This is a genomic window from Streptomyces canus, from assembly GCF_030815415.1.
Classification (GTDB): domain Bacteria; phylum Actinomycetota; class Actinomycetes; order Streptomycetales; family Streptomycetaceae; genus Streptomyces; species Streptomyces canus_F.
In genome coordinates this window covers 4,875,463-4,893,715 of record NZ_JAUSWW010000001.1, presented here as the reverse complement: position 1 = coordinate 4,893,715, position 18,253 = coordinate 4,875,463, and the positions used below count along the sequence as shown (strand labels likewise).

Annotated in this window: 18 protein-coding genes; 13 read left to right on the top strand and 5 right to left on the bottom strand. The window is 71.8% G+C overall.

Translation table 11 applies throughout. The features are described 5' to 3' along the window. Positions 1-171 precede the first annotated feature (171 nt). Positions 172-1,071 (top strand): alpha/beta hydrolase, encoded by a 900-nt coding sequence (locus tag QF037_RS22585; RefSeq protein ID WP_307028005.1) that lies wholly within the window; start codon positions 172-174, stop codon positions 1,069-1,071. Positions 1,072-1,154: 83 nt separating this feature from the next. On the opposite strand, the gene QF037_RS22580 is transcribed toward QF037_RS22585, so the two are convergent. After that, on the bottom strand, positions 1,155-1,493 hold the full coding sequence (locus QF037_RS22580) for a hypothetical protein (protein WP_307037830.1): 339 nt from the start codon (positions 1,491-1,493) through the stop codon (positions 1,155-1,157). A 25-nt stretch (positions 1,494-1,518) separates the two neighbouring features. Between QF037_RS22580 and QF037_RS22575 the strand changes: the two genes are divergently transcribed. The 8 genes from QF037_RS22575 to QF037_RS22540 all read left to right on the top strand — a co-directional run bounded on the left by QF037_RS22575 (position 1,519) and on the right by QF037_RS22540 (position 9,575). After that, positions 1,519-2,415, top strand: coding sequence for an alpha/beta hydrolase (locus QF037_RS22575; protein ID WP_373463804.1), 897 nt, complete (start codon positions 1,519-1,521; stop codon positions 2,413-2,415). After that, positions 2,408-3,652: an acyltransferase family protein gene (locus tag QF037_RS22570; RefSeq protein WP_307028003.1), complete on the top strand. Its 1,245-nt coding sequence runs from the start codon at positions 2,408-2,410 to the stop codon at positions 3,650-3,652. Before QF037_RS22575 ends, QF037_RS22570 begins: the two co-directional genes overlap by 8 nt. After that, a complete protein-coding gene (locus QF037_RS22565; protein WP_373463803.1) occupies positions 3,645-4,982 on the top strand; it encodes a sensor histidine kinase in 1,338 nt (445 codons plus the stop codon). The genes QF037_RS22570 and QF037_RS22565 overlap by 8 nt, the downstream gene beginning before the upstream one ends. Next, entirely contained in the window at positions 4,979-5,653 is a 675-nt protein-coding gene (locus QF037_RS22560; RefSeq protein ID WP_307028001.1) for a response regulator, read from the top strand. The genes QF037_RS22565 and QF037_RS22560 overlap by 4 nt, the downstream gene beginning before the upstream one ends. A 123-nt stretch (positions 5,654-5,776) precedes the next feature. Further along, positions 5,777-7,117, top strand: coding sequence for a sensor histidine kinase (locus QF037_RS22555; protein ID WP_307027999.1), 1,341 nt, complete (start codon positions 5,777-5,779; stop codon positions 7,115-7,117). Continuing rightward, complete coding sequence (locus QF037_RS22550) at positions 7,114-7,788, top strand: response regulator (RefSeq protein ID WP_307027997.1); 675 nt, start codon at positions 7,114-7,116, stop codon at positions 7,786-7,788. The genes QF037_RS22555 and QF037_RS22550 overlap by 4 nt, the downstream gene beginning before the upstream one ends. A 64-nt stretch (positions 7,789-7,852) precedes the next feature. Beyond that, a complete protein-coding gene (locus QF037_RS22545; protein WP_307027995.1) occupies positions 7,853-8,290 on the top strand; it encodes a VOC family protein in 438 nt (145 codons plus the stop codon). Between the two features lie 82 nt (positions 8,291-8,372). Further along, positions 8,373-9,575: a cytochrome P450 gene (locus QF037_RS22540; RefSeq protein ID WP_307027993.1), complete on the top strand. Its 1,203-nt coding sequence runs from the start codon at positions 8,373-8,375 to the stop codon at positions 9,573-9,575. Here the strand turns inward: QF037_RS22540 and QF037_RS22535 are convergent. Then, a complete protein-coding gene (locus QF037_RS22535; protein ID WP_307027991.1) occupies positions 9,558-9,833 on the bottom strand; it encodes a hypothetical protein in 276 nt (91 codons plus the stop codon). The genes QF037_RS22540 and QF037_RS22535 overlap by 18 nt on opposite strands. Before the next feature lie 274 nt (positions 9,834-10,107). Between QF037_RS22535 and QF037_RS22530 the strand changes: the two genes are divergently transcribed. Further along, positions 10,108-11,364: an RNA-guided endonuclease InsQ/TnpB family protein gene (locus QF037_RS22530; RefSeq protein WP_307027989.1), complete on the top strand. Its 1,257-nt coding sequence runs from the start codon at positions 10,108-10,110 to the stop codon at positions 11,362-11,364. A gap of 35 nt (positions 11,365-11,399) precedes the next feature. On the opposite strand, the gene QF037_RS22525 is transcribed toward QF037_RS22530, so the two are convergent. Beyond that, the gene (locus QF037_RS22525; protein WP_307027987.1) at positions 11,400-12,968 is read right to left on the bottom strand and encodes an ABC transporter permease; all 1,569 of its coding nucleotides are present in this window, start codon (positions 12,966-12,968) and stop codon (positions 11,400-11,402) included. Then, positions 12,965-13,873, bottom strand: coding sequence for an ABC transporter ATP-binding protein (locus QF037_RS22520; RefSeq protein ID WP_307027986.1), 909 nt, complete (start codon positions 13,871-13,873; stop codon positions 12,965-12,967). The genes QF037_RS22525 and QF037_RS22520 overlap by 4 nt, the downstream gene beginning before the upstream one ends. Before the next feature lie 73 nt (positions 13,874-13,946). On the opposite strand from QF037_RS22520, the gene QF037_RS22515 reads away from it, so the two are divergent. Next, positions 13,947-14,444: a GbsR/MarR family transcriptional regulator gene (locus tag QF037_RS22515; protein WP_307027984.1), complete on the top strand. Its 498-nt coding sequence runs from the start codon at positions 13,947-13,949 to the stop codon at positions 14,442-14,444. Here QF037_RS22515 and QF037_RS22510 read toward each other — a convergent pair whose 3' ends face one another. Continuing rightward, a complete protein-coding gene (locus QF037_RS22510) occupies positions 14,445-15,953 on the bottom strand; it encodes an APC family permease (RefSeq protein WP_307027982.1) in 1,509 nt (502 codons plus the stop codon). Between the two features lie 160 nt (positions 15,954-16,113). Here QF037_RS22510 and QF037_RS22505 point away from each other — a divergent pair, with 160 nt between their 5' ends. Next, positions 16,114-17,493 carry an ethanolamine ammonia-lyase subunit EutB gene (locus QF037_RS22505; protein WP_307027980.1) on the top strand — a complete coding sequence of 460 codons (1,380 nt, stop codon included), beginning with the start codon at positions 16,114-16,116 and terminating at the stop codon, positions 17,491-17,493. Beyond that, a complete protein-coding gene (gene eutC / locus QF037_RS22500; RefSeq protein ID WP_307027979.1) occupies positions 17,490-18,248 on the top strand; it encodes an ethanolamine ammonia-lyase subunit EutC in 759 nt (252 codons plus the stop codon). Before QF037_RS22505 ends, eutC begins: the two co-directional genes overlap by 4 nt. The last annotated feature ends 5 nt before the right edge of the window (positions 18,249-18,253 follow it).

Sequence of the window (18,253 nt, the reverse complement as noted above, 5' to 3'; positions counted from 1 at the left end):
TCCGGCGCCAGAGTAACGACACAACAGAACCGTTTACCCCTCACCGAGCGTGACATCCGCGTTGTCCGTGCACGTCACCGGCCTGGTACCGTCCCGGCCAACGGCCGAATTCTCTCCAGGTCCGCCACATCCGTCTCGTCCAAATACGTTACGTCGCTGAGAGGTTGGAGCATGCCGGACGACTCCGCAGCTGCCCGCGCCGCCGCCGAGGAGGAGTCGGTCTTCTCCCACCCGCCCGTCGACCCCGACGTCAGCGCGGCGTACGGGGGCCACCCCGACCAGGTGATCGACTTCTACACACCGAAGGGCGACGTCAGCCTGGCGCCGCTCGTGATCGTGCTGCACGGGGGTGCGTGGCGCGCGCCGTACGACCGGCGCCACATCACCCCGTTCGCGGACTTCCTGACGCGGCGGGGGTTCGCGGTGGCCAACGTCGAGTACCGCAGGGGCGCGATGCTGCCGGGGCAGGGCGGGCCCGGGCCGGGCACGGGGTCCGGCGCAGGGCCTGTCGCGGGGCGGTGGCCGGACACGTTCGACGACGTCGCGGCGGCGCTGGACGCGCTTCCCGATCTCGTACGGCAGCTCCTGCCGCAGGCCGATCCCCGGCGCATGGTGATCACCGGGCACTCGGCGGGCGGTCACCTGGCGCTGTGGGCGGCGGCGCGTCATGTGCTGCCCGCGGACGCCCCGTGGCGCACGGACCGGCCCACACCGCTGCGGGGCGTGGTGGCGCTGGCGCCGATCGCGGACTTCACGGTCGCGGGGAAGCTGGACGTGTGCGGGGGCGCCGCGCTGCAACTCCTCGGCGGGGAGGCGCACTTCGGGGAGCGCCAACCGTACGCGGACCCCGCGCTGCTGCTGCCGACCGGCATCGCGACGACGCTCGTCCAAGGGCGTACGGACGTGGATGTGCCGGAGGCCGTCGCCGAGGCGTATGCGGACGCGGCGGCGAAGGCGGGGGAGGTGGTGGGGCTGACGTTGCTGGAGGACGTCGGCCACTTCCCGCTGATCGATCCGGCGGCGGACGCGTGTGCGGTGGTCGTGGAGGAGATCGCGCAGTTGGCGTGGTGACGGGGCCTGGCCCGGTGACGGCGCCTGTGGCGGTGCCGGGCCGGGGCTGACCGGGCGCTTCTGATACCCGTAGTACCTGAGAGCTACGCCGCGAATTGGCTCCCCGGCGGGACGTGGACGACGTGGTCGGATCCGTAACTTCCCCACCAGACAAGCCCGATGGACGGGCGGTCTGGGAGGGAGGCGGCCGTGGGGTTGGCGACGGGGGTCAGGGCGGCGGCGTCGAGGGTGGCCGCGCGGGTCGGACGCGGCGGCGGGCGGGCAGAGCCGCGCAGGGATGAGCCGTCGCCGCCGCGCACCTCGTCGGCGTCATCGGTGGGTGCGGCGGTGTCGGCGTCGGCGTCGGTGTCCGCGGTGTCCGCGAGCGCCCCCGCCCCCGCCCGGCCCCCACACCGCCGCGCCCACCGATGGCGCCGAGCCACCCTCGCCGCCCTCATCACCGGCGCCGTGGTGTTCCCCCTCTCCGCCGCCAGCCACGCCGAGATCCCGGCCCCGGCCCCCGCGACCCTCGCCCCCCTGACGGCCCCCACCCTGGACGAGGCCTACTCGGCCAACCGCGCCAACGCCGCGGAGGCGTCCCGCATGGCCGCGGCCCACGGCGACGACGCGAGGGCCGCCGCCGACCGAGCCCTGGCGGCCCCCTCCCGGCACTTCCTGCACTTCGACGGCCGGGGCTCCGGCCGGGCCACGGAGGTCTTCGGCGACCTCGCCCACGCGGACCACATCGCCGTCCTCGTCCCCGGCTCCGACACCTCCCTCGACACCTACGACCGCTTCCACAGGGCCGCGGCCGCCCTCCACGAGCAGCTGACCCGCACCGGCCCCCGCACGGCCGTCATCGCCTGGCTCGGCTACGAAACCCCGGCCACCATCAGCCCGACCGTCACCACCACCGGCCGAGCCGACCAGGCCGCCCCCCACCTGCGCGGGTTCCTGCGCCAACTCCACGCCATAGCCGGGCGGCAGGCCACCGTCTCCCTCCTCTGCCACAGCTACGGCTCGATCGTCTGCGCCCGAGCCGCCACCGGTCTGGACGCGACCGACCTGGTCCTCCTCGGCAGCCCCGGCACCGGCGCCGACGACGCAGCGGCCCTGCACACCCGCGCCCGCGTCTGGGCGGCACGCGGCAGCGACGACTGGGTGGCCGAGGTCCCGCACGTCAGGACCAACCTGTTCGGCATCACCGTCGGCTTCGGCACCGACCCCGTGTCCCCGGCCTTCGGCGCGCAGGTGTTCGCCGCGGGCGACGGCGGCCACAGCGACTACTTCACCCCGGGCTCGGTCTCCCTGACCAACCTGGCCCGGATCGTCCTGGGACACACCTCGGAGGTGACCCGTGCGTGACACGACCCCGCGCTCCACAAGCGGCATACGACAGCGCTGGGCGGCCGTACGCGAGGGCGCCGCCCGCGTCGACGAGGCCACGCCCGCCGGCCGCGACCGCGCGGTGGACGCCCTGCGCGCCTTCGCGATCCTCGGCGTGGTCCTCGGCCACTGGCTGGTGACTGCCCTGGTCGCCGACGGCCGCTCCCTGCACACCGCGAGCCCGCTCCAGCACCTGCCCTGGCTCGCCCCCATCTCCTGGGCCTTCCAGACCCTCGCGGTGTTCTTCCTGGTCGGCGGCCATGTGGCGACCAGGAGCTACGCCTCGGCACAGGCGCGCGGCACGACGTACGGCGAGTGGCTGACCGCCCGGCTGTCCCGGCTGTTCCGACCGGTCGCCGCCGTCCTCACCCTGTGGACGGTCATCGCCGCCGGTCTGTTGCTCACCGGCGCGGAGTTCGGGACGGTCCACACGCTGGTGAAGCTGGCCCTGTCACCCCTCTGGTTCCTCGTCGTGTTCGCCGCGCTGACGGCGGCGACCCCCTTGCTGACCCGGCTGAGCCCCCTGTGGCCGCTGGCCGTCGTCCTCCACGTCGACCTGCTCCGCTTCGGTCTCGGCGGCCCGTCCTGGCTCGGCTGGGTCAACGTGGCGGCGGGCTGGCTCGTCCCGTACACCCTCGGCGCGGCCTGGACCCGCGGCGAACTGGACCGCCGACGCTCGGGCTGGATCCTGCTGACCGGCGGCGCGGCGGTGACCGCGGCCCTGGTCGTCCGGGCCGGCTACCCGGCGTCGATGGTCGGCGTCCCCGGCGCCCCGCTCTCCAATCTGAACCCGCCCACGCTGGCCGCCGTCACCTTCGGCCTGGCCCAGTGCGGTCTGGCCCTGCTGCTGCGCGACCGGCTGCGGCGGGCGATGCGCCGCCCGACGGCCTGGGCGGCGATCGCCCGGGTGAACCTCTCCGCGATGACGATCTTCCTCTGGCACCAGACGGCCCTGATGGCGACCACGGCCACCGGCCTCCTCGCCGGCCGCCTGCCCGGACTGCACACCGTCCCGGACGGCCTCGGCTGGGTCGCCGCCCGTCTCGCCTGGCTCCCGGTGTTCACGCTCGCGCTCGCCGTCTGCTGGAGCGCGTTCCGCTCCTGCGAACAGGGCGGCCGCCGGAGCCGGACGCCGCGGAAGGCGAGCAGCTCACGGGTGGTCCGGGCACACCGTCCGTCCGACCGGGAGACACCGGTGGGGGTGACCCGTGTCTAGGGTGGGGCGCGTGACGGAAACGGGGATCCAGCACGTGGTCATGGGCCGTGTGCGGCGCTGGCTGCACCTGCTGCGCGAGGACCTGTGGACCGCCCGCGCGGATCCGCTGCCCCCGTCGGTGTGGCTGCGCTGGCTGCCGCACGGCCTGCTCTGCCTGGCCGCGTTCGGCGTCACGGTCGGCGCACTGCCCCAGCTCCAGGACAACGCCGGAATTCCCTTCGGGTGGGCCTCCCTCGTCGCACTCGGCCAGGGCGGCGCGGTGGTCCTCGCGATGTGGCGGCCGATCCCGGCGTGGTGGCTGTCCATGACGGCCACCGTGATGGGAGCCATCGCCGTACACGGGAAGCTCGGGGGGCCGGCAGACGGCTTCACCTGGCCCTGGACGGCGGCCGGGATCATCGGCCACCTGCTCGTGCTCCTGCTGCTCGCCCTGCGCGTCCGCACCCGGGTCGCCGCGGAGGCACTCGCCCTGACCGCACTGGCCACCTACGCCCTGCAAGGGCTGTGGGGCGGCCCGGACTACCAGCCCACCGGGGTCGTCGCGGTCGCCCTCGCCACGGTCGTCGTGGTGCTCGGCATCGCCCTGCGCGGCCGCCGCGAGGCCCGTCAGGAACTCGTCGAGCAGACCACCCTCACCACCGAGGAGCGTGCCCGGCGCACCCTGCTGGAGGAGCGCAGCCGGATCGCCCGCGAACTGCACGACGTGGTCGCCCACCACATGTCGGTGATCTCCATCCAGGCCCAGGTCGCCCCGCACCTCGTCGAGAACCCGTCCGAGGAGCTCAAGGAGAACCTCGCCGGCATCCGGCAGAACGCGCTGGAGGCGCTCACCGAACTCCGCCGCGTCCTGGGCGTCCTGCGCTCCGAGCACCCCGACTCCCCGGACCCCGTGGAGCCCGGCACCGGCACCGCCCCGCACACCCCGCAGCCCACCCTCGACCGGCTCGACGCGCTGGTGGAGAACACCAGGGCGGCCGGACTGCGCGTCGAGGTCGACGTGCGGGGCGAGCCGCGCGCGCTGCCGCCCGGCCTGGAGCTGTCGGCGTACCGGATCGTGCAGGAGGCGCTCAGCAATGTCCTGCGGCACGCGCCCGGCGCGGTCGCCCATGTCGAACTCCGGTACACCGCCTACGGGTTGATCGTGGAGGTCGTCAACTCGCCGCCGACACAGGCAGCGGCGCCCTCACCCGGTGCCGGGCACGGGCTGCTCGGCATGCGGGAACGGGTCGGGATGCTCGATGGTTCCATGACGGCACACCCTCTTCCGGACGGCGGCTACAAGGTGTTCGCGTTCCTCCCGACCGGCGATCTCAAGGACGGCACCGTATGACGAGCAGCCCCATCCGCGTACTCATCGCCGACGACCAGCAGATGGTCCGGCAGGGCTTCACCGTGCTGCTCAACACCCAGCCGGACATCGACGTGGTCGGCCAGGCGGTCGACGGCCTGGACGCCGTGACGAAGGTCGCCGAACTCGCCCCGGACGTCGTGCTGATGGACATCCGCATGCCCGAGCTCGGCGGCATCGAGGCCACCCGCCGCATCACCGGGGCGACCCCCGGGATCAGGGTGCTCGTGCTGACCACCTTCGACCTCGACGAGTACGTCTACGAGGCGCTGCGCGCCGGTGCCTCCGGCTTCCTCCTCAAGGACGCCTCCGCGGACCAGCTGGCCGAGGCGGTCCGGGTGGTGGCGGCCGGTGACGCCCTCCTCGCGCCCGGCATCACGCGGCGCCTGATCACCGAGTTCTCCCGCCTCGGCGACCGCCCCCGCGGTCCGCTCAAGGAACGCGTCGGCGACCTCACCGAGCGCGAGACCGAGGTCCTGGCGCTCATCGCGGCGGGCCTGTCGAACGCGGAGATCGCCGAGCGGCTGGTGGTGGCGGAGCAGACGGTGAAGACCCATGTGGGGCGGATCCTGGTGAAGCTGGGGCTGCGGGACCGCACCCAGGCGGCGGTGTTCGCGTACGAGTCGGGGCTGGTGCGGCCGTCGGGGTACTGAGCGGGCGGCAGCGGCCGTCCCGGTCACGGGCCCGGGCAGGACCCGTAGTACCTGAGACGGATCCCGAAGGACCCCTCTCACTGGTGACGACCCCGGCCCCCGCCTCCGCCTACGGTTCTGTATGTGACCGAGACGACCCACATGCAGACACCGCCACCGGGGGACGGGGCCAAGCCGCGCACCCCGGAGTACCGGCTGGCCGCGAACGCCCTGCGCGGGCTGCGGCAGGACCTCTTCCACGACGCCTTCGCCTACCGGCCACTGCCCCGGATGCGGGTGGACGGGCCGCTGACCCGGCGGCTGCCCGGCCGCCTGCGCGAGTACGTGGTCTGGACACCGCACGCCGTGATCGCCATGAGCGCCGTGATCACCCTGCTCATGGCCACGGTCGACTCCGGCGACGCGGCCCTGCTGCTCGGTCCGCTCGCCGTGCTCCCGATCCTGCTGAGCATGCTCCGGCCGGTCGGAGCGTTCTGGCTGTCCATGGCCGCCACGCCGGTCAGCCAGGTCTTCGGCAACACCTATGACGGCTATCCCTGGCTGCCCGCCAGCTTCGCCTGCCATCTGACCGTGCTGACGGTCGTGGCCCTACGCACCAGACCGCGCACGGCCGCGTACCTGTGGGCCGTCACCGCGGCGTACGGTTTCGTGGCGGAGGTGGCCTTCGGTCCGGCTTCCTACTACGGGGACGACACCGCCCCCATGCTGGTCTTCTCCGCACTGGTCCTGCTCGTCGTCGCCGTCTGGCACACCCGCAGGGAGGCCCGGCAGGAGGTGACCGCGCAGCAGACGGTGACCGCGCAGGAGCGCTCCAAGCGCACCCTGCTGGAGGAGCGCACCACCATCGCCCGCGAGCTGCACGACGTGGTCGCCCACCACATGTCGGTCGTCGCCATCCAGGCCGAGGCCGCGCCCTACCGGGTGGAGAACCCGCCGCCGGAGCTGGAGCGGGCGTTCGCGACGATCCGGGAGAACGCGGTGGCCGCGCTCACCGAACTCCGCCGCGTCCTGGGCGTGGTCCGCGCCGAGGACTACGAGGCCCCTGACGCCCCCCAGCCCACCCTCGCCGACCTCCACGCGCTGCTCGCCAATGTGCGGGACACCGGCCTGAGCGTGGACAAGACGGTGACCGGGGCGGTGCGTGAACTGCCGCCGGGTGTGGAGCTGTCGGCGTACCGCATAGTCCAGGAGGCCCTGAGCAACACCCTGCGCCACGCGCCCGGCGCGAGCGCCCGTGTGGAGATCGGCTATGTCCTGGGCGGTCTGGGCCTGCGCATAGTCAACGGCCCGCCGCCCGCGCGGGCGCTGCTGAAGCCCTCGCCCGGCGCCGGGCACGGCATCACGGGCATGCGGGAGCGGGTGTCGATGCTGAACGGCGAGATGACGGCGGTCCCGACGGACGACGGAGGTTACGAGGTGACGGTGTTCCTGCCCGTCGCCCTGGCGAGCGAAGGTGAGGCATGAGGCAGGGCACCATCCGCGTGCTGATCGCGGACGACCAGATGATGGTGCGCGAGGGTTTCTCCGTCCTGCTCAACGCGATGCCGGACATCGAGGTCGTCGGCGAGGCGGTCAACGGCCGCGAGGCGGTGGACCGGGTCCGTGAACTCACCCCGGACGTCGTGCTGATGGACATCCGCATGCCCGAGCTGAACGGTATCGAGGCGACGCGAGAGATCGTCGCGGCGGACGGTGCGGCGAAGGTGCTGGTGCTGACGACGTTCGACCTCGACGAGTACGTGTACCAGGCGCTTCGGGCGGGCGCCTCGGGCTTTCTGCTGAAGGACGCCTCGGCCCGTCAACTGGCGGACGGCGTGCGGGTGGTGGCCTCCGGCGAGGCCCTGCTGGCGCCGTCGGTCACCAGGCGCCTGATCACGGAGTTCTCGAAGCTCTCCGACTCCCCCCGCCTGATGTCCTCCGCCCACGCGGCGTACGGCGAACTCACCGAGCGCGAGACGGAGGTCCTGGTCCTGATCGCCCAGGGCCTGTCGAACGCGGAGATAGCCGAGCGCCTGGTGGTCGCGGAGTCCACGATCAAGACCCACGTCAGCCGGGTCCTGGTCAAGCTCGGGCTGCGGGACCGCACCCAGGCGGCGGTCTTCGCCTACGAGGCCCGCCTGGTGACCCCGGGCTAGCCGGATCTGCCGGTCACCGCGATGCGGCCTGTCACAGGCGGCCGGAGGTCCTTACCCTCCAGGTATGGAACAGAGAGTCACTCTGATCACCCTCGGTGTCTCCGATCTCGGCCGGGCCAAGGCCTTCTACGAGGCTCTCGGGTGGCGGGGACAGGAGGTCCAGGAGACCGTCTTCTTCCAGGCCGGCGGGCTGGGGCTGGTGCTGTGGGGGAGGGACGAGCTGGCGGAGGACTGCGGGCTGGAGGCCGGTTCGCCGGGCGGTTTCGGAGGGATCGTCCTCGCGCACAACGTGCGGTCCGAGGCGGAGGTCGACGAGCTGCTCGCCGTGGTGGAGCGAGCCGGCGGGACGGTGACCAAGCCCGCCGCCGTGAACGCCATCGGGTTCTACTCCAGCGCCTTCACCGATCCGGACGGCCACGCCTGGGAGGTCGCTCACAACCCGGGCTTCCCGCTCGCCGAGGACGGCACGGTCACGCTGCCGGACTTCGGCGCCGGCAGCTGATCGTCTCCGTCCGCCTCGCCGAGCCGGGGATCCGCTGAGACACCCCTGGTCAGGAGGGGGGCCGTCGGTCTAACGTCCGTCCATGGCAGCCTTCGACCCGTGGGACCCGGCGTTCCTCGCCGACCCGTACCCCTCCTACGCCGACCTGCGCGGCAAGGGCCGCGTGCACTTCTACGAGCCGACGCGGCAGTGGCTCGTCCCGCACCACGCCGATGTGTCGGCGCTGCTGCGCGAGCGGCGGCTCGGGCGGACGTATCAGCACCGGTTCTCGCACGAGGACTTCGGGCGGACGGCGCCTCCCGCCGAGCACGAGCCGTTCCACACGCTCAACGACCACGGGATGCTCGACCTGGAGCCGCCGGACCACACCCGGATCCGGCGGCTGGTGTCGAAGGCGTTCACGCCCCGGACGGTGGAGCAGCTCAAGCCGTACGTGACCCGGCTGGCCGGTGAGCTGGTGGACCAGCTCGTGCAGAAGGGCGGCGGCGATCTGCTCACCGATGTCGCCGAGCCGCTTCCGGTCGCCGTCATCGCCGAGATGCTGGGCATCCCGGAGGCCGACCGGGCGCCGCTGCGTCCCTGGTCGGCGGACATCTGCGGGATGTACGAGCTGAACCCGCCGCAGGACGTGGCGGCGCGGGCGGTGCGGGCCTCGGTCGAGTTCTCCGGGTATCTGCGGGAGCTGATCGCCGAGCGGCGCGAGAACCCCGGCGACGATCTGATCTCCGGGCTCATCGCCGCCCACGACGAGGGCGACCGGCTCACCGAGCAGGAGATGATCTCGACCTGCGTCCTGCTGCTCAACGCGGGGCACGAGGCCACGGTGAACGCCACCGTCAACGGCTGGTACGCCCTCTTCCGCAACCCCGACCAGCTCGCGGCCCTCCGCGCGGACCACACCCTGATCCCGTCCGCGATCGAAGAGCTCATGCGCTACGACACCCCGCTCCAGCTCTTCGAGCGCTGGGTGCTGGACGACATCGAGATCGACGGGACCACGATCCCGAGGGGCGCGGAGATCGCGATGCTCTTCGGCTCCGCCAACCACGACCCGGCTGTCTTCCAGTCCCCCGAGAAGCTCGACCTCGCCCGCAAGGACAACCCGCACATCTCCTTCAGCGCCGGTATCCACTACTGCATCGGTGCCCCGCTGGCCCGTATCGAGCTGGCGGCCTCGATGACGGCGCTGCTGGAGAAGGCGCCGGGGCTCGCTCTCGCCGCTGAGCCGGAGCGGAAGCCGAACTTCGTGATCAGGGGGCTGGAAGGGCTAGCCGTGGAGGTCTGACCGCCGGCCCACCAGATACGCGATCACGAGGGAGAGGAACGCCGGCGGGAGCGCTCCGGCGAGGGCGACGAGGGGGAGCTCGACGAGGACGGCGCCGTAGTCGGTGCCCTCGCCCTCGAAGCCGCCGCCCAGATGACGTGCGGTGCGGGGCGAGGCGGCCCACACGAGGGTCGCCACCAGCGCGCCCACCGCCGACAGCAGACAGCCACCGCACGTCACCGCGTTCCGTCGGTCCCGGGGGTCCGGCCGCTGTCCCATGCCCGGAGAGACGCGCCCGCTCCTCCCGCGGTTCTCACCTTGCTTCTTGCGAGGATGCCCCGGCGTTCACGCCGGGGAGGAATCGCATCCCGTGGCGGCGACGCGGAGCGTGGCAGCGTCTGGTCTCCTGGGGCGCGGAGCGCCCGCATGACCACCGAGGTCCGGGCCGGGGGAGGCGAACGTGTGTGCCTGTGTTCGCTGGTTGTGGTGACTGTATGTGATGAGGGCACGGGTGTACGGGTGTCGTACGTACGGTCTCGTCGTGGGATCCGGGATGAGCGGGCGACGTGTGGCAGGGGGTGATGGCGTGCCGGTGGCGCGGAAGGCCAGGGAGGGTGGGCTTGCCCGGTACACGTACCGGTTGCGTGTGTCGTCGACCGCCCGCACGGCGCTGCTGGCGGAGTGGGACCGCTGCCGGTATGTGTGGAACGAGTGCGTGGCCAAGTCCAAGGCCGTGCACGCCCACAACAAGGCCCACCCCGACGAGAAGCGGACCTGCGGTCCGGCCCAGCTCGACAAGATGCTGACCGCGGCCCGGAAGGCGACGTCGTGGCTGCGCGAGGGCAGCTCGGTGCCGCAGCAGCAGATCATCCGGGACTTCGGCACATCCCGTGCGAAGGCGCACAAGGACATCAAGCAACGCCTGCCGCAGCGGCGGCGGGCCGGGATGCCGGGATACAAGAAGAAGCGCGAGGCCCTCCCGAGCCTGAACTACACCCGACGCGGCTTCCGGCTCAAGGACGGGCGCCTGCACCTGGCGGGCGGGATCGTGCTGGGTGTGGTGTGGTCGCGGGACCTGCCCGCCAACCCGTCCTCGGTACGGATCTACCAGGACTGTCTCGGTCACTGGTGCGCCTCCTTCGTCGCCCCCGCCGAAGTCCAGCCGCTGCCCGCCACCGGTGCGGTGATCGGCATCGACTGGGGCGTCAAGGAGACCGCGACCACCACCTCCGACGTGCACGACCTCCCGCATGCCCAGCACGGGAAGAAGGCCCGGGCGAAGCTGTCGCGGTACGACCGGATGATGGCCCGCAGGAAGCCCGAGAAGGGCCGGTCCGGCTCGAAGGGCTACCGCGAGGCGAAGAAGTGGCGGGCGAAGACCTACGCGAAGATCGCCCGGCAGCGGCAGGACACCGGCCGCAAGTGGGCCAAGCGAGTCGTCCGGGACCATGACGCGATCGCGGTGGAGGACTTCCGCCCGAAATTCCTCGCGAAGACCACCATGGCCCGCAAGGCGGCCGACGCCGCCATCGGCGCCACCAAGACGGCCCTGCTCGAGATGGGCCGCAAACACGGGCGGGACGTCCGCCTGGTGCATCCCGCGCACACCACCATGGACTGCGCGCAGTGCGGAGCGAGAACCAAGCACGCACTGCCGCTGTTGGAACGTACCTACACCTGCACCGCGTGCGCAGCCGTGTCCCCACGGGACAAGAACTCCGCCCGCGTGATGCTCGTCCGGGCTGGTCTCAACCCGGCTGGCGCCGAGGGCGTAAGACCTCCTGGAGCGCTGCTCCAGGAGGCGGCCTGAGCCAGGAATCCCCCGCCCATCAGACGGGGGAGGTTTCAAGTCGTCATGTCCCGCCTCCGCAGCCCCGCCAGCCCGGCGGCCACCAGCACCACCGCCAGCCCGACCAGCACCAGCACCGGCCCCCAGCTCATCTCCCCGCCCGGCAACTTCGGCAGGTGCCCGAACGGCGACACATCCAGCACCGCCTGCGGAGCGTCCAGCGCCGGTCCGACCCAGCCGATGAGCAGGACCGCGCCCGCGACGCCCCACGCCGCCGGTGCCAGGCGCGGCAGCAGCCCGTACAGCGCGACCGCCAGCCCGCCGATCACCCACACCGCGGCCACCTGGACCAGGCACGCCCCGAGGATGGGCCCGACCTGTCTGCCGTAGCCCACGGCGAAGCCCAGACCGGTGAGCAGCATGATCAGTACCACCCCGCCGAACGCCACGGTCAGGTGGCCGGCGGCCCACCGCATCCGGCCCACCGCGTTCGCCAGCACCGGCTCCGCGCGGCCCGACGTCTCCTCGCCGTGCAGCCGCAGCACCGAACCGACCACGTACAGGGCCGCGATCAGGCCCATCATGCCGACCATCGACGCCAGGAAAGCGTCCGTCAGACCGCTCTGGCCGCCCATCCGCTCGAAGATCTCGCGGGCACCGGCGTTGTCGCCGACCAGGTCGGCCACGCCGTCCGTCAGAGCGCCGTAGACGACGCCGACGACGAAGAAGGCGAGGCTCCAGCCGTACACACTTCCCCGCTGCAACCGCCAGGCCAGCGACCCCGCACTGCCCAGACGGCCCACAGCCGGTCCCGGGAGGGTCGGCAGGAAGCTCATGCCCACGTCCCGGCGGCCCGCCAACCCGTAGGCCACCGCCCCCTGCACGGCCACCGCCGCGGCGAACAGCGCGAGCACCCCCCAGCGTTCGCCGGCGTACGGGCGCAGGTTCTCCAGCCAGCCCAGCGGGGAGAGCCAGGTCAGTGCCGAACTGCCGTCGTCCGTCGCCGAGTCGCCCGCCGCCCGCAGGACGAAGGCCGCACCCAGCACCCCGGCCGTCAGCCCCCGTGCCAGCCGTGCGCTCTCCGTCAGTTGCGCGACGATCGCGGCCATCGTGGCGAAGACCATGCCGACGCAGGCGATCCCGAGACCGAGGGCCAGGGCCCCGGCGAAGCCCTGTGCGGCCAGGCCCGCCGTCACCAGCAGTGCCAGTACGGCGTTCGCGACCCCCGCCGCCAGCAGCGCCGCCGTCAGGGACGCCCTGCGGCCCACCACCCCGGACGCCACCAGTTCCTGGCGGCCGCTCTCCTCCTCGTCCCGGGTGTGCCGTACGACGATCAGCAGGCTCGTCACCGCCGCGAGCAGCCCCGCGTAGACGCCGACGCGCCAGGCCGTCAGGGCGCCCAGGGAGGTGTCGAAGACCGGTCCGATCAGCGCCCGGAAGGAGGCGTTGGTCGCCACCTGGTGGACGAGGTCGGTGCGTTCCGCCGGCGTGCCGTACAGGTTCTTCAGGCTGCCCGGCATGGAGAGCACCATCAGGGCGTTCACCGCGACCCAGACCGGGACCATCACCCGGTCGCGGCGCAGGGAGAAGCGCAGCAGCACGCCCGTGCCCGCGAGGGTGCTCATCGGACCGTCGCCTCTTCCTCCTGGTAGTGGCGCAGGAACAGCTCCTCCAGCGTGGGCGGGGTCGAGGTCAGGGACCGTACGCCGGTCTCGCTCAACGACCGCAGTACGGCGTCGAGTCGGTCGGTGTCGACCTGGAACCGGACGCGATACCCGTGAATGTCGAGGTTGTGAACGCCCGGCAGCTGCGCCAACCCGTTGGGCGGGCCCGCGAGTTCGGCCGTCACGCTGGTGCGGGTGAGGTGGCGCAGCTCGGTCAGGGAGCCCGACTCCACCGTGCGCCCGCGCCGGATGATGCTGACCCGGTCGCACAACTCCTCGACCTCGCTCAGGATGTGGGACGAGAGCAGGACGGTCCGTCCCCGGTCCCGCTCCTCCGCCACGCACCGCTGGAAGACCTCCTCCATCAGCGGATCGAGGCCCGACGTCGGCTCGTCCAGGATCAGCAGGTCCACGTCCGAGGCGAACGCGGCGACGAGGGCGACCTTCTGGCGGTTGCCCTTCGAGTAGGTGCGGCCCTTTTTGGTGGGGTCCAGCTCGAAGCGTTCGAGCAGCTCGGCGCGGCGCCCGGTGTCGAGGCCGCCGCGCAGCCGGCCGTAGAGGTCGATGACCTCGCCGCCGGACAGGTTGCGCCACAGGGTGACGTCGCCGGGGACGTACGCGATCCGGCGGTGCACCTCGACCGCGTCCGCCCACGGGTCCCGGCCGAGCACCTGCGCGGCGCCGGAGTCGGCGCGCAGCAGGCCGAGCAGAACGCGGATGGTGGTCGACTTGCCGGAGCCGTTGGGGCCCAGGAAGCCGTGGACCTCGCCGGTCTCGACGTCCAGGTCGAGTCCGTCCAGTGCGTGCGTCTTGCCGAAGGACTTGTGAAGTCCGGATACCTCAATGGCACGGTTGGCCTTCGTCATGTTTCCGAACGTACGCTTCCTTCAGAAATTTGTGAAGTTAAGGAAGTGTATGAAGCCCAGATAGGATGAGGGCATGACGGAAACAGCTGGTGGTGGGCGGGACGCGGAGGCCGTCTCGAAGTTCGTCGAGTCCTTCGCGGCGCAGCTCGTCGAGGCCGGGATGCAGCGTATGGCGGCGCGGGTCTTCGCCGCGCTCCTCTCCTCCGACGAGGGTGTCATGACCTCCGCCGAGCTGGGCGAACAGCTCCGGATCAGCCCCGCGGGGGTCTCCGGGGCGGTGCGCTATCTGGCCCAGACGCACATGGTCGCGCGCGAGCGGGAGCCCGGTTCGCGCCGGGAGCGTTACCGGGTGCAGGGCGACCAGTGGTACGAGGCGCTGACCAATCGCGAGGCCGTCCTCAAGCGCTGGGAAGCGGCCCTGCGGGACGGCGTCGCCGGCCTCGGCGCCGAGACCCCGGCCGGACGCCGCATGGCCGAGACGCTCGCCTTCTTCGAATTCCTGGAAGGCGAGGTCGCGGCCATGATGGAGCGGTGGCGGACGCACCGCCAACAGATCTTCGGCGAGCGGTAGTTACCGCTCCTTCGTCTCCTCCAGCACCGTCCGGCCCAGCAGCAGGTACCGCTCCGGTGACCGTCGCTTCAGATACTGCGCGTAGCCGATCCCGCTCGCCGCGACCAGCGCCACCAGCCACGGTGTCGCCTTCAGGACCAGCGAGCCGGACTCGGTGCCCGCCGCGGCGCCCATGTTGGACACCAGCAGCGCGACCACCGCGAGCATCGCGACGCCGCCGAGGAGCGGGGCGGTGAAGGTGCGGAACCAGTGCCGGCTCTCGGGGTGGTGCTTGCGGAAGTAGGCCAGCACCGCGAAGGAGCAGACGGCCTGCACGACGAGGATCGCCATGGTGCCGAGGATGGCGAGCAGGACGTACGTACCGGTGTACGGGTCCTTGCCCGCCGCCCAGAACGCGATCAGCAGCAGGGCGGTCACCACGGTCTGGACCAGGCCCGCGATGTGCGGGGAGCCGTGCCGGGCGTGGGTGCGGCCGAGGGTGTTCTTCAGGGAGGGGAGGACGCCCTCGCGGCCCAGCGCGTACATGTAGCGGGCGGCGCAGTTGTGGAAGGCCATGCCGCAGGCGAGCGAGCCGGTGATCATCAGCCACTGCATGACGTCGACCGCCCAGTGGCCCACGTACTGCTCGGTGGGGCCGAAGAAGAGGCCGAGGGGGTTCTCGGTGGCGACCTTCACGGCGTTCGCCTCGCCGGTGCCGGTGATGGCCATCCAGGAGACGAAGACATAGAAGACGCCGACGCCGAGGACCGAGATCATCGTCGCCTTGGGGATGATCTTCTTCGGGTTGCGGGACTCCTCGCCGTACATCGCCGTCGACTCGAAGCCGACCCACGACCAGAAGGCGAAGAACAGTCCGAGCCCGGCGCTGGTGCCGTGGAAGGCGTTGACGGGGTTGACCGGGTCGAGGCTGAAGCCGTCCGGGCCGCCGCCGTGCAGCGCGACCGAGATCGCCATGGCCGCGAGGATCGTCACCTCGGTCGCGAGGAGGACGACGAGCAGCTTCTCGGCGACCGAGACGCCGAACCAGGTGCCGGTCGCGTTGACCGCGAGCATCAGTGCCGCGAACGCCCACCAGGGAACGGAAACCCCCGTCTGGTCCTTCAGCGTCTGTGTCGCGAAGGTCGAGAAGATGCCGATCAGCGCCGGCTCGAAGACGACGTACGCGAAGGTCGCGAGGAGTCCCGAGGCGAGACCGATCGTGCGGCCGAGGCCGTAGGAGATGAAGCCGTAGAAGGCCCCGGTGGAGGTGATGTGCTTCGCCATCGACGTGAAGCCGACGGCAAAGATTGCCAGGACGACCATTGCGACGAGGTAGCTCGCCGGAGCGCCGATGCCGTTGCCCGCCGACACCATGAAGGGCACGTTGCCGGTCATCGCGGTGATCGGCGCGGCGGTCGCCACGGCCATGAAGACCACGCCGAGCAGGCCGATGGCATTGGGCTTCAACCGGTGGACGGTGCCACCCTCGTCTGTCTGTGCCGCCGGGGCGACTCCCTCGTCCACTGCCATCGAGATGGCCCCTCTCCTGCCGTTGTGCTGGTGTGCTCGACCGGAACTCTGTAGGCGAAATGAGTCGGCCAAGGGTCTCGGGGCGTTAAATGTTTGTCAACCAGACCTTTAGAAATCTGACGCAATCTGTCGGCAACACGCGGCTCGTACGGTCCCCGGCATGAGCTACACGTCCACCCTCGGCGGCGAACGCCACCGCTTCGACTCCCTCGCCCGCCTCCTCGCCGCCGCGAGCCCGGAGCGTTCCGGCGACCATCTCGCCGGGCTCGCGGCGACCAGCGCACGGCAACGGGTCGCGGCACGCTGGGCGTTGGCCGAGGTGCCGCTCACGACGTTCCTGACCGAGCCGCTGATCCCGTACGAGAGCGACGACGTGACCCGGCTGATCCTGGACACGCACGACACGGCGGCCTTCACACCGGTGGCCGGGCTGACGGTCGGCGAGTTCAGGGAGTGGCTGCTGACGGCCGATCCCCCCGCGCTCACGGCCGTGGCCCCCGGGCTCACACCCGAGATGGTGGCGGCCGTCTCCAAGCTCATGGGGAACGCCGATCTGGTCGCGGTGGCGCGGAAGGTGCGGGTCGTGACGGGATTCCGGTCCACGATCGGGCTGCCCGGGCGGCTCGCGACCCGTCTGCAGCCCAACCACCCGACCGACGACCCGGCGGGCGTGGCGGCGGCCCTGCTGGACGGGCTGCTGCTGGGATCGGGAGACGCCGTCATCGGCATCAACCCGGCCACGGACAGCCCGAAGGCGGTACGCGAGCTGCTCGAGCTGCTGGACGGGGTGATCCGGCGGTACGCGATCCCGACCCAGTCCTGCGTGCTGTGCCACGTCACCACGAGCGTGGACCTGATGGAGCGCGGCGCCCCGGTGGACCTGGTCTTCCAGTCGATCGCGGGAACGCAGGCGGCGAACGCGTCCTTCGGCGTGACCCTGGGCCTGCTCGACGAGGCGTACGAGGCCGCCCTCAAGCTGGAGCGGGGCACGGTCGGCCGGAACGTCATGTACTTCGAGACCGGCCAGGGCGCCGCGCTCTCCGCCGACGCGCACCACGGGGTGGACCAGCAGACGGTCGAGGCGAGGGCGTACGCGGTGGCCCGGCGCTACGACCCGTTGCTGGTCAACACGGTCGTCGGCTTCATCGGCCCGGAGTACCTGTACGACGGCCGCCAGATCCTCCGCGCCGCCCTGGAGGACCACTTCTGCGGCAAGCTGCTCGGTCTGCCGATGGGCCTGGACATCTGCTACACCAACCACGCGGACGCCGATGACGACGACGTGGCGACCATGCTGACCATGCTCGGCGTCGCCGGTGCCTCCTTCGTGATCTGCACACCGGGCGGCGACGACATCATGCTGAACTACCAATCGGCCTCGTACCACGACGCGTTGTACCTGCGGGAGGTGCTGGGGCTGCGCCCGGCACCGGAGTTCGAGACGTGGCTGGAGTCGATCGGGCTGCTGGACGAACGCGGCGGCATCCGCGAGGTCGGCTCCCACGCACTGACGGCCATCGGAAGGGAGCTCGCGGCATGAGCGAAGTGGTTCTGGACAACGACGAGTTGTGGATCTCCCTGCGCCGCCACACCCAGGCCCGTATCGGCCTCGGCCGCTCCGGCTCCGCGCTGCCGACCCGGCACCGCCTGGAACTCCAGACCGCGCACGCGGCCGCCCGGGACGCGGTGCACTCGCCGTTCGAGCCGGACACGGTCGCGGCGGGGCTGGCGGGGATGGCGACGGTACGGGTGCGCAGTGCGGCCGGTGACCGGCTGACGTATCTCCAGCGGCCCGACCTCGGCCGGCGCCTCGATCCCACCGACCGGGCGCATCTGCCGGCGGGCGAGTGGGACGTGGCGTTCGTCGTCGCGGACGGACTGTCCAGCCGGGCGGTGCACGAGCACGCGGCGGCGGTGGTGCGGGGGACGGTGGCGCTCCTGGCCGGGTGGCGGATCGCCCCGGTCGTGCTCGCCGAACAGGCCCGGGTCGCGCTGGGGGACGACGTCGGGGCGGCGATGGGCGCGGAGATGGTGGTCGTGCTGGTGGGGGAGCGGCCCGGAATGTCGGCGGCGGACTCGCTGGGGGCGTACCTCACGTATCGGCCCGTCCCGGGCGTGACCACGGATGCCGACCGGAACTGCCTGTCCAACATCCGGCCGCCGCTGGGGCTCGGCTATGAGGTCGCGGCGGGGAAGTTGGCAGGGCTGATGGGGATGGCCCGCGAGTTGGGGGCGACGGGGGTAGGACTGAAGGACGAAAGCGACCAGGAAGGAGTGAGCGGGCAGCTACTCTGAGTTGC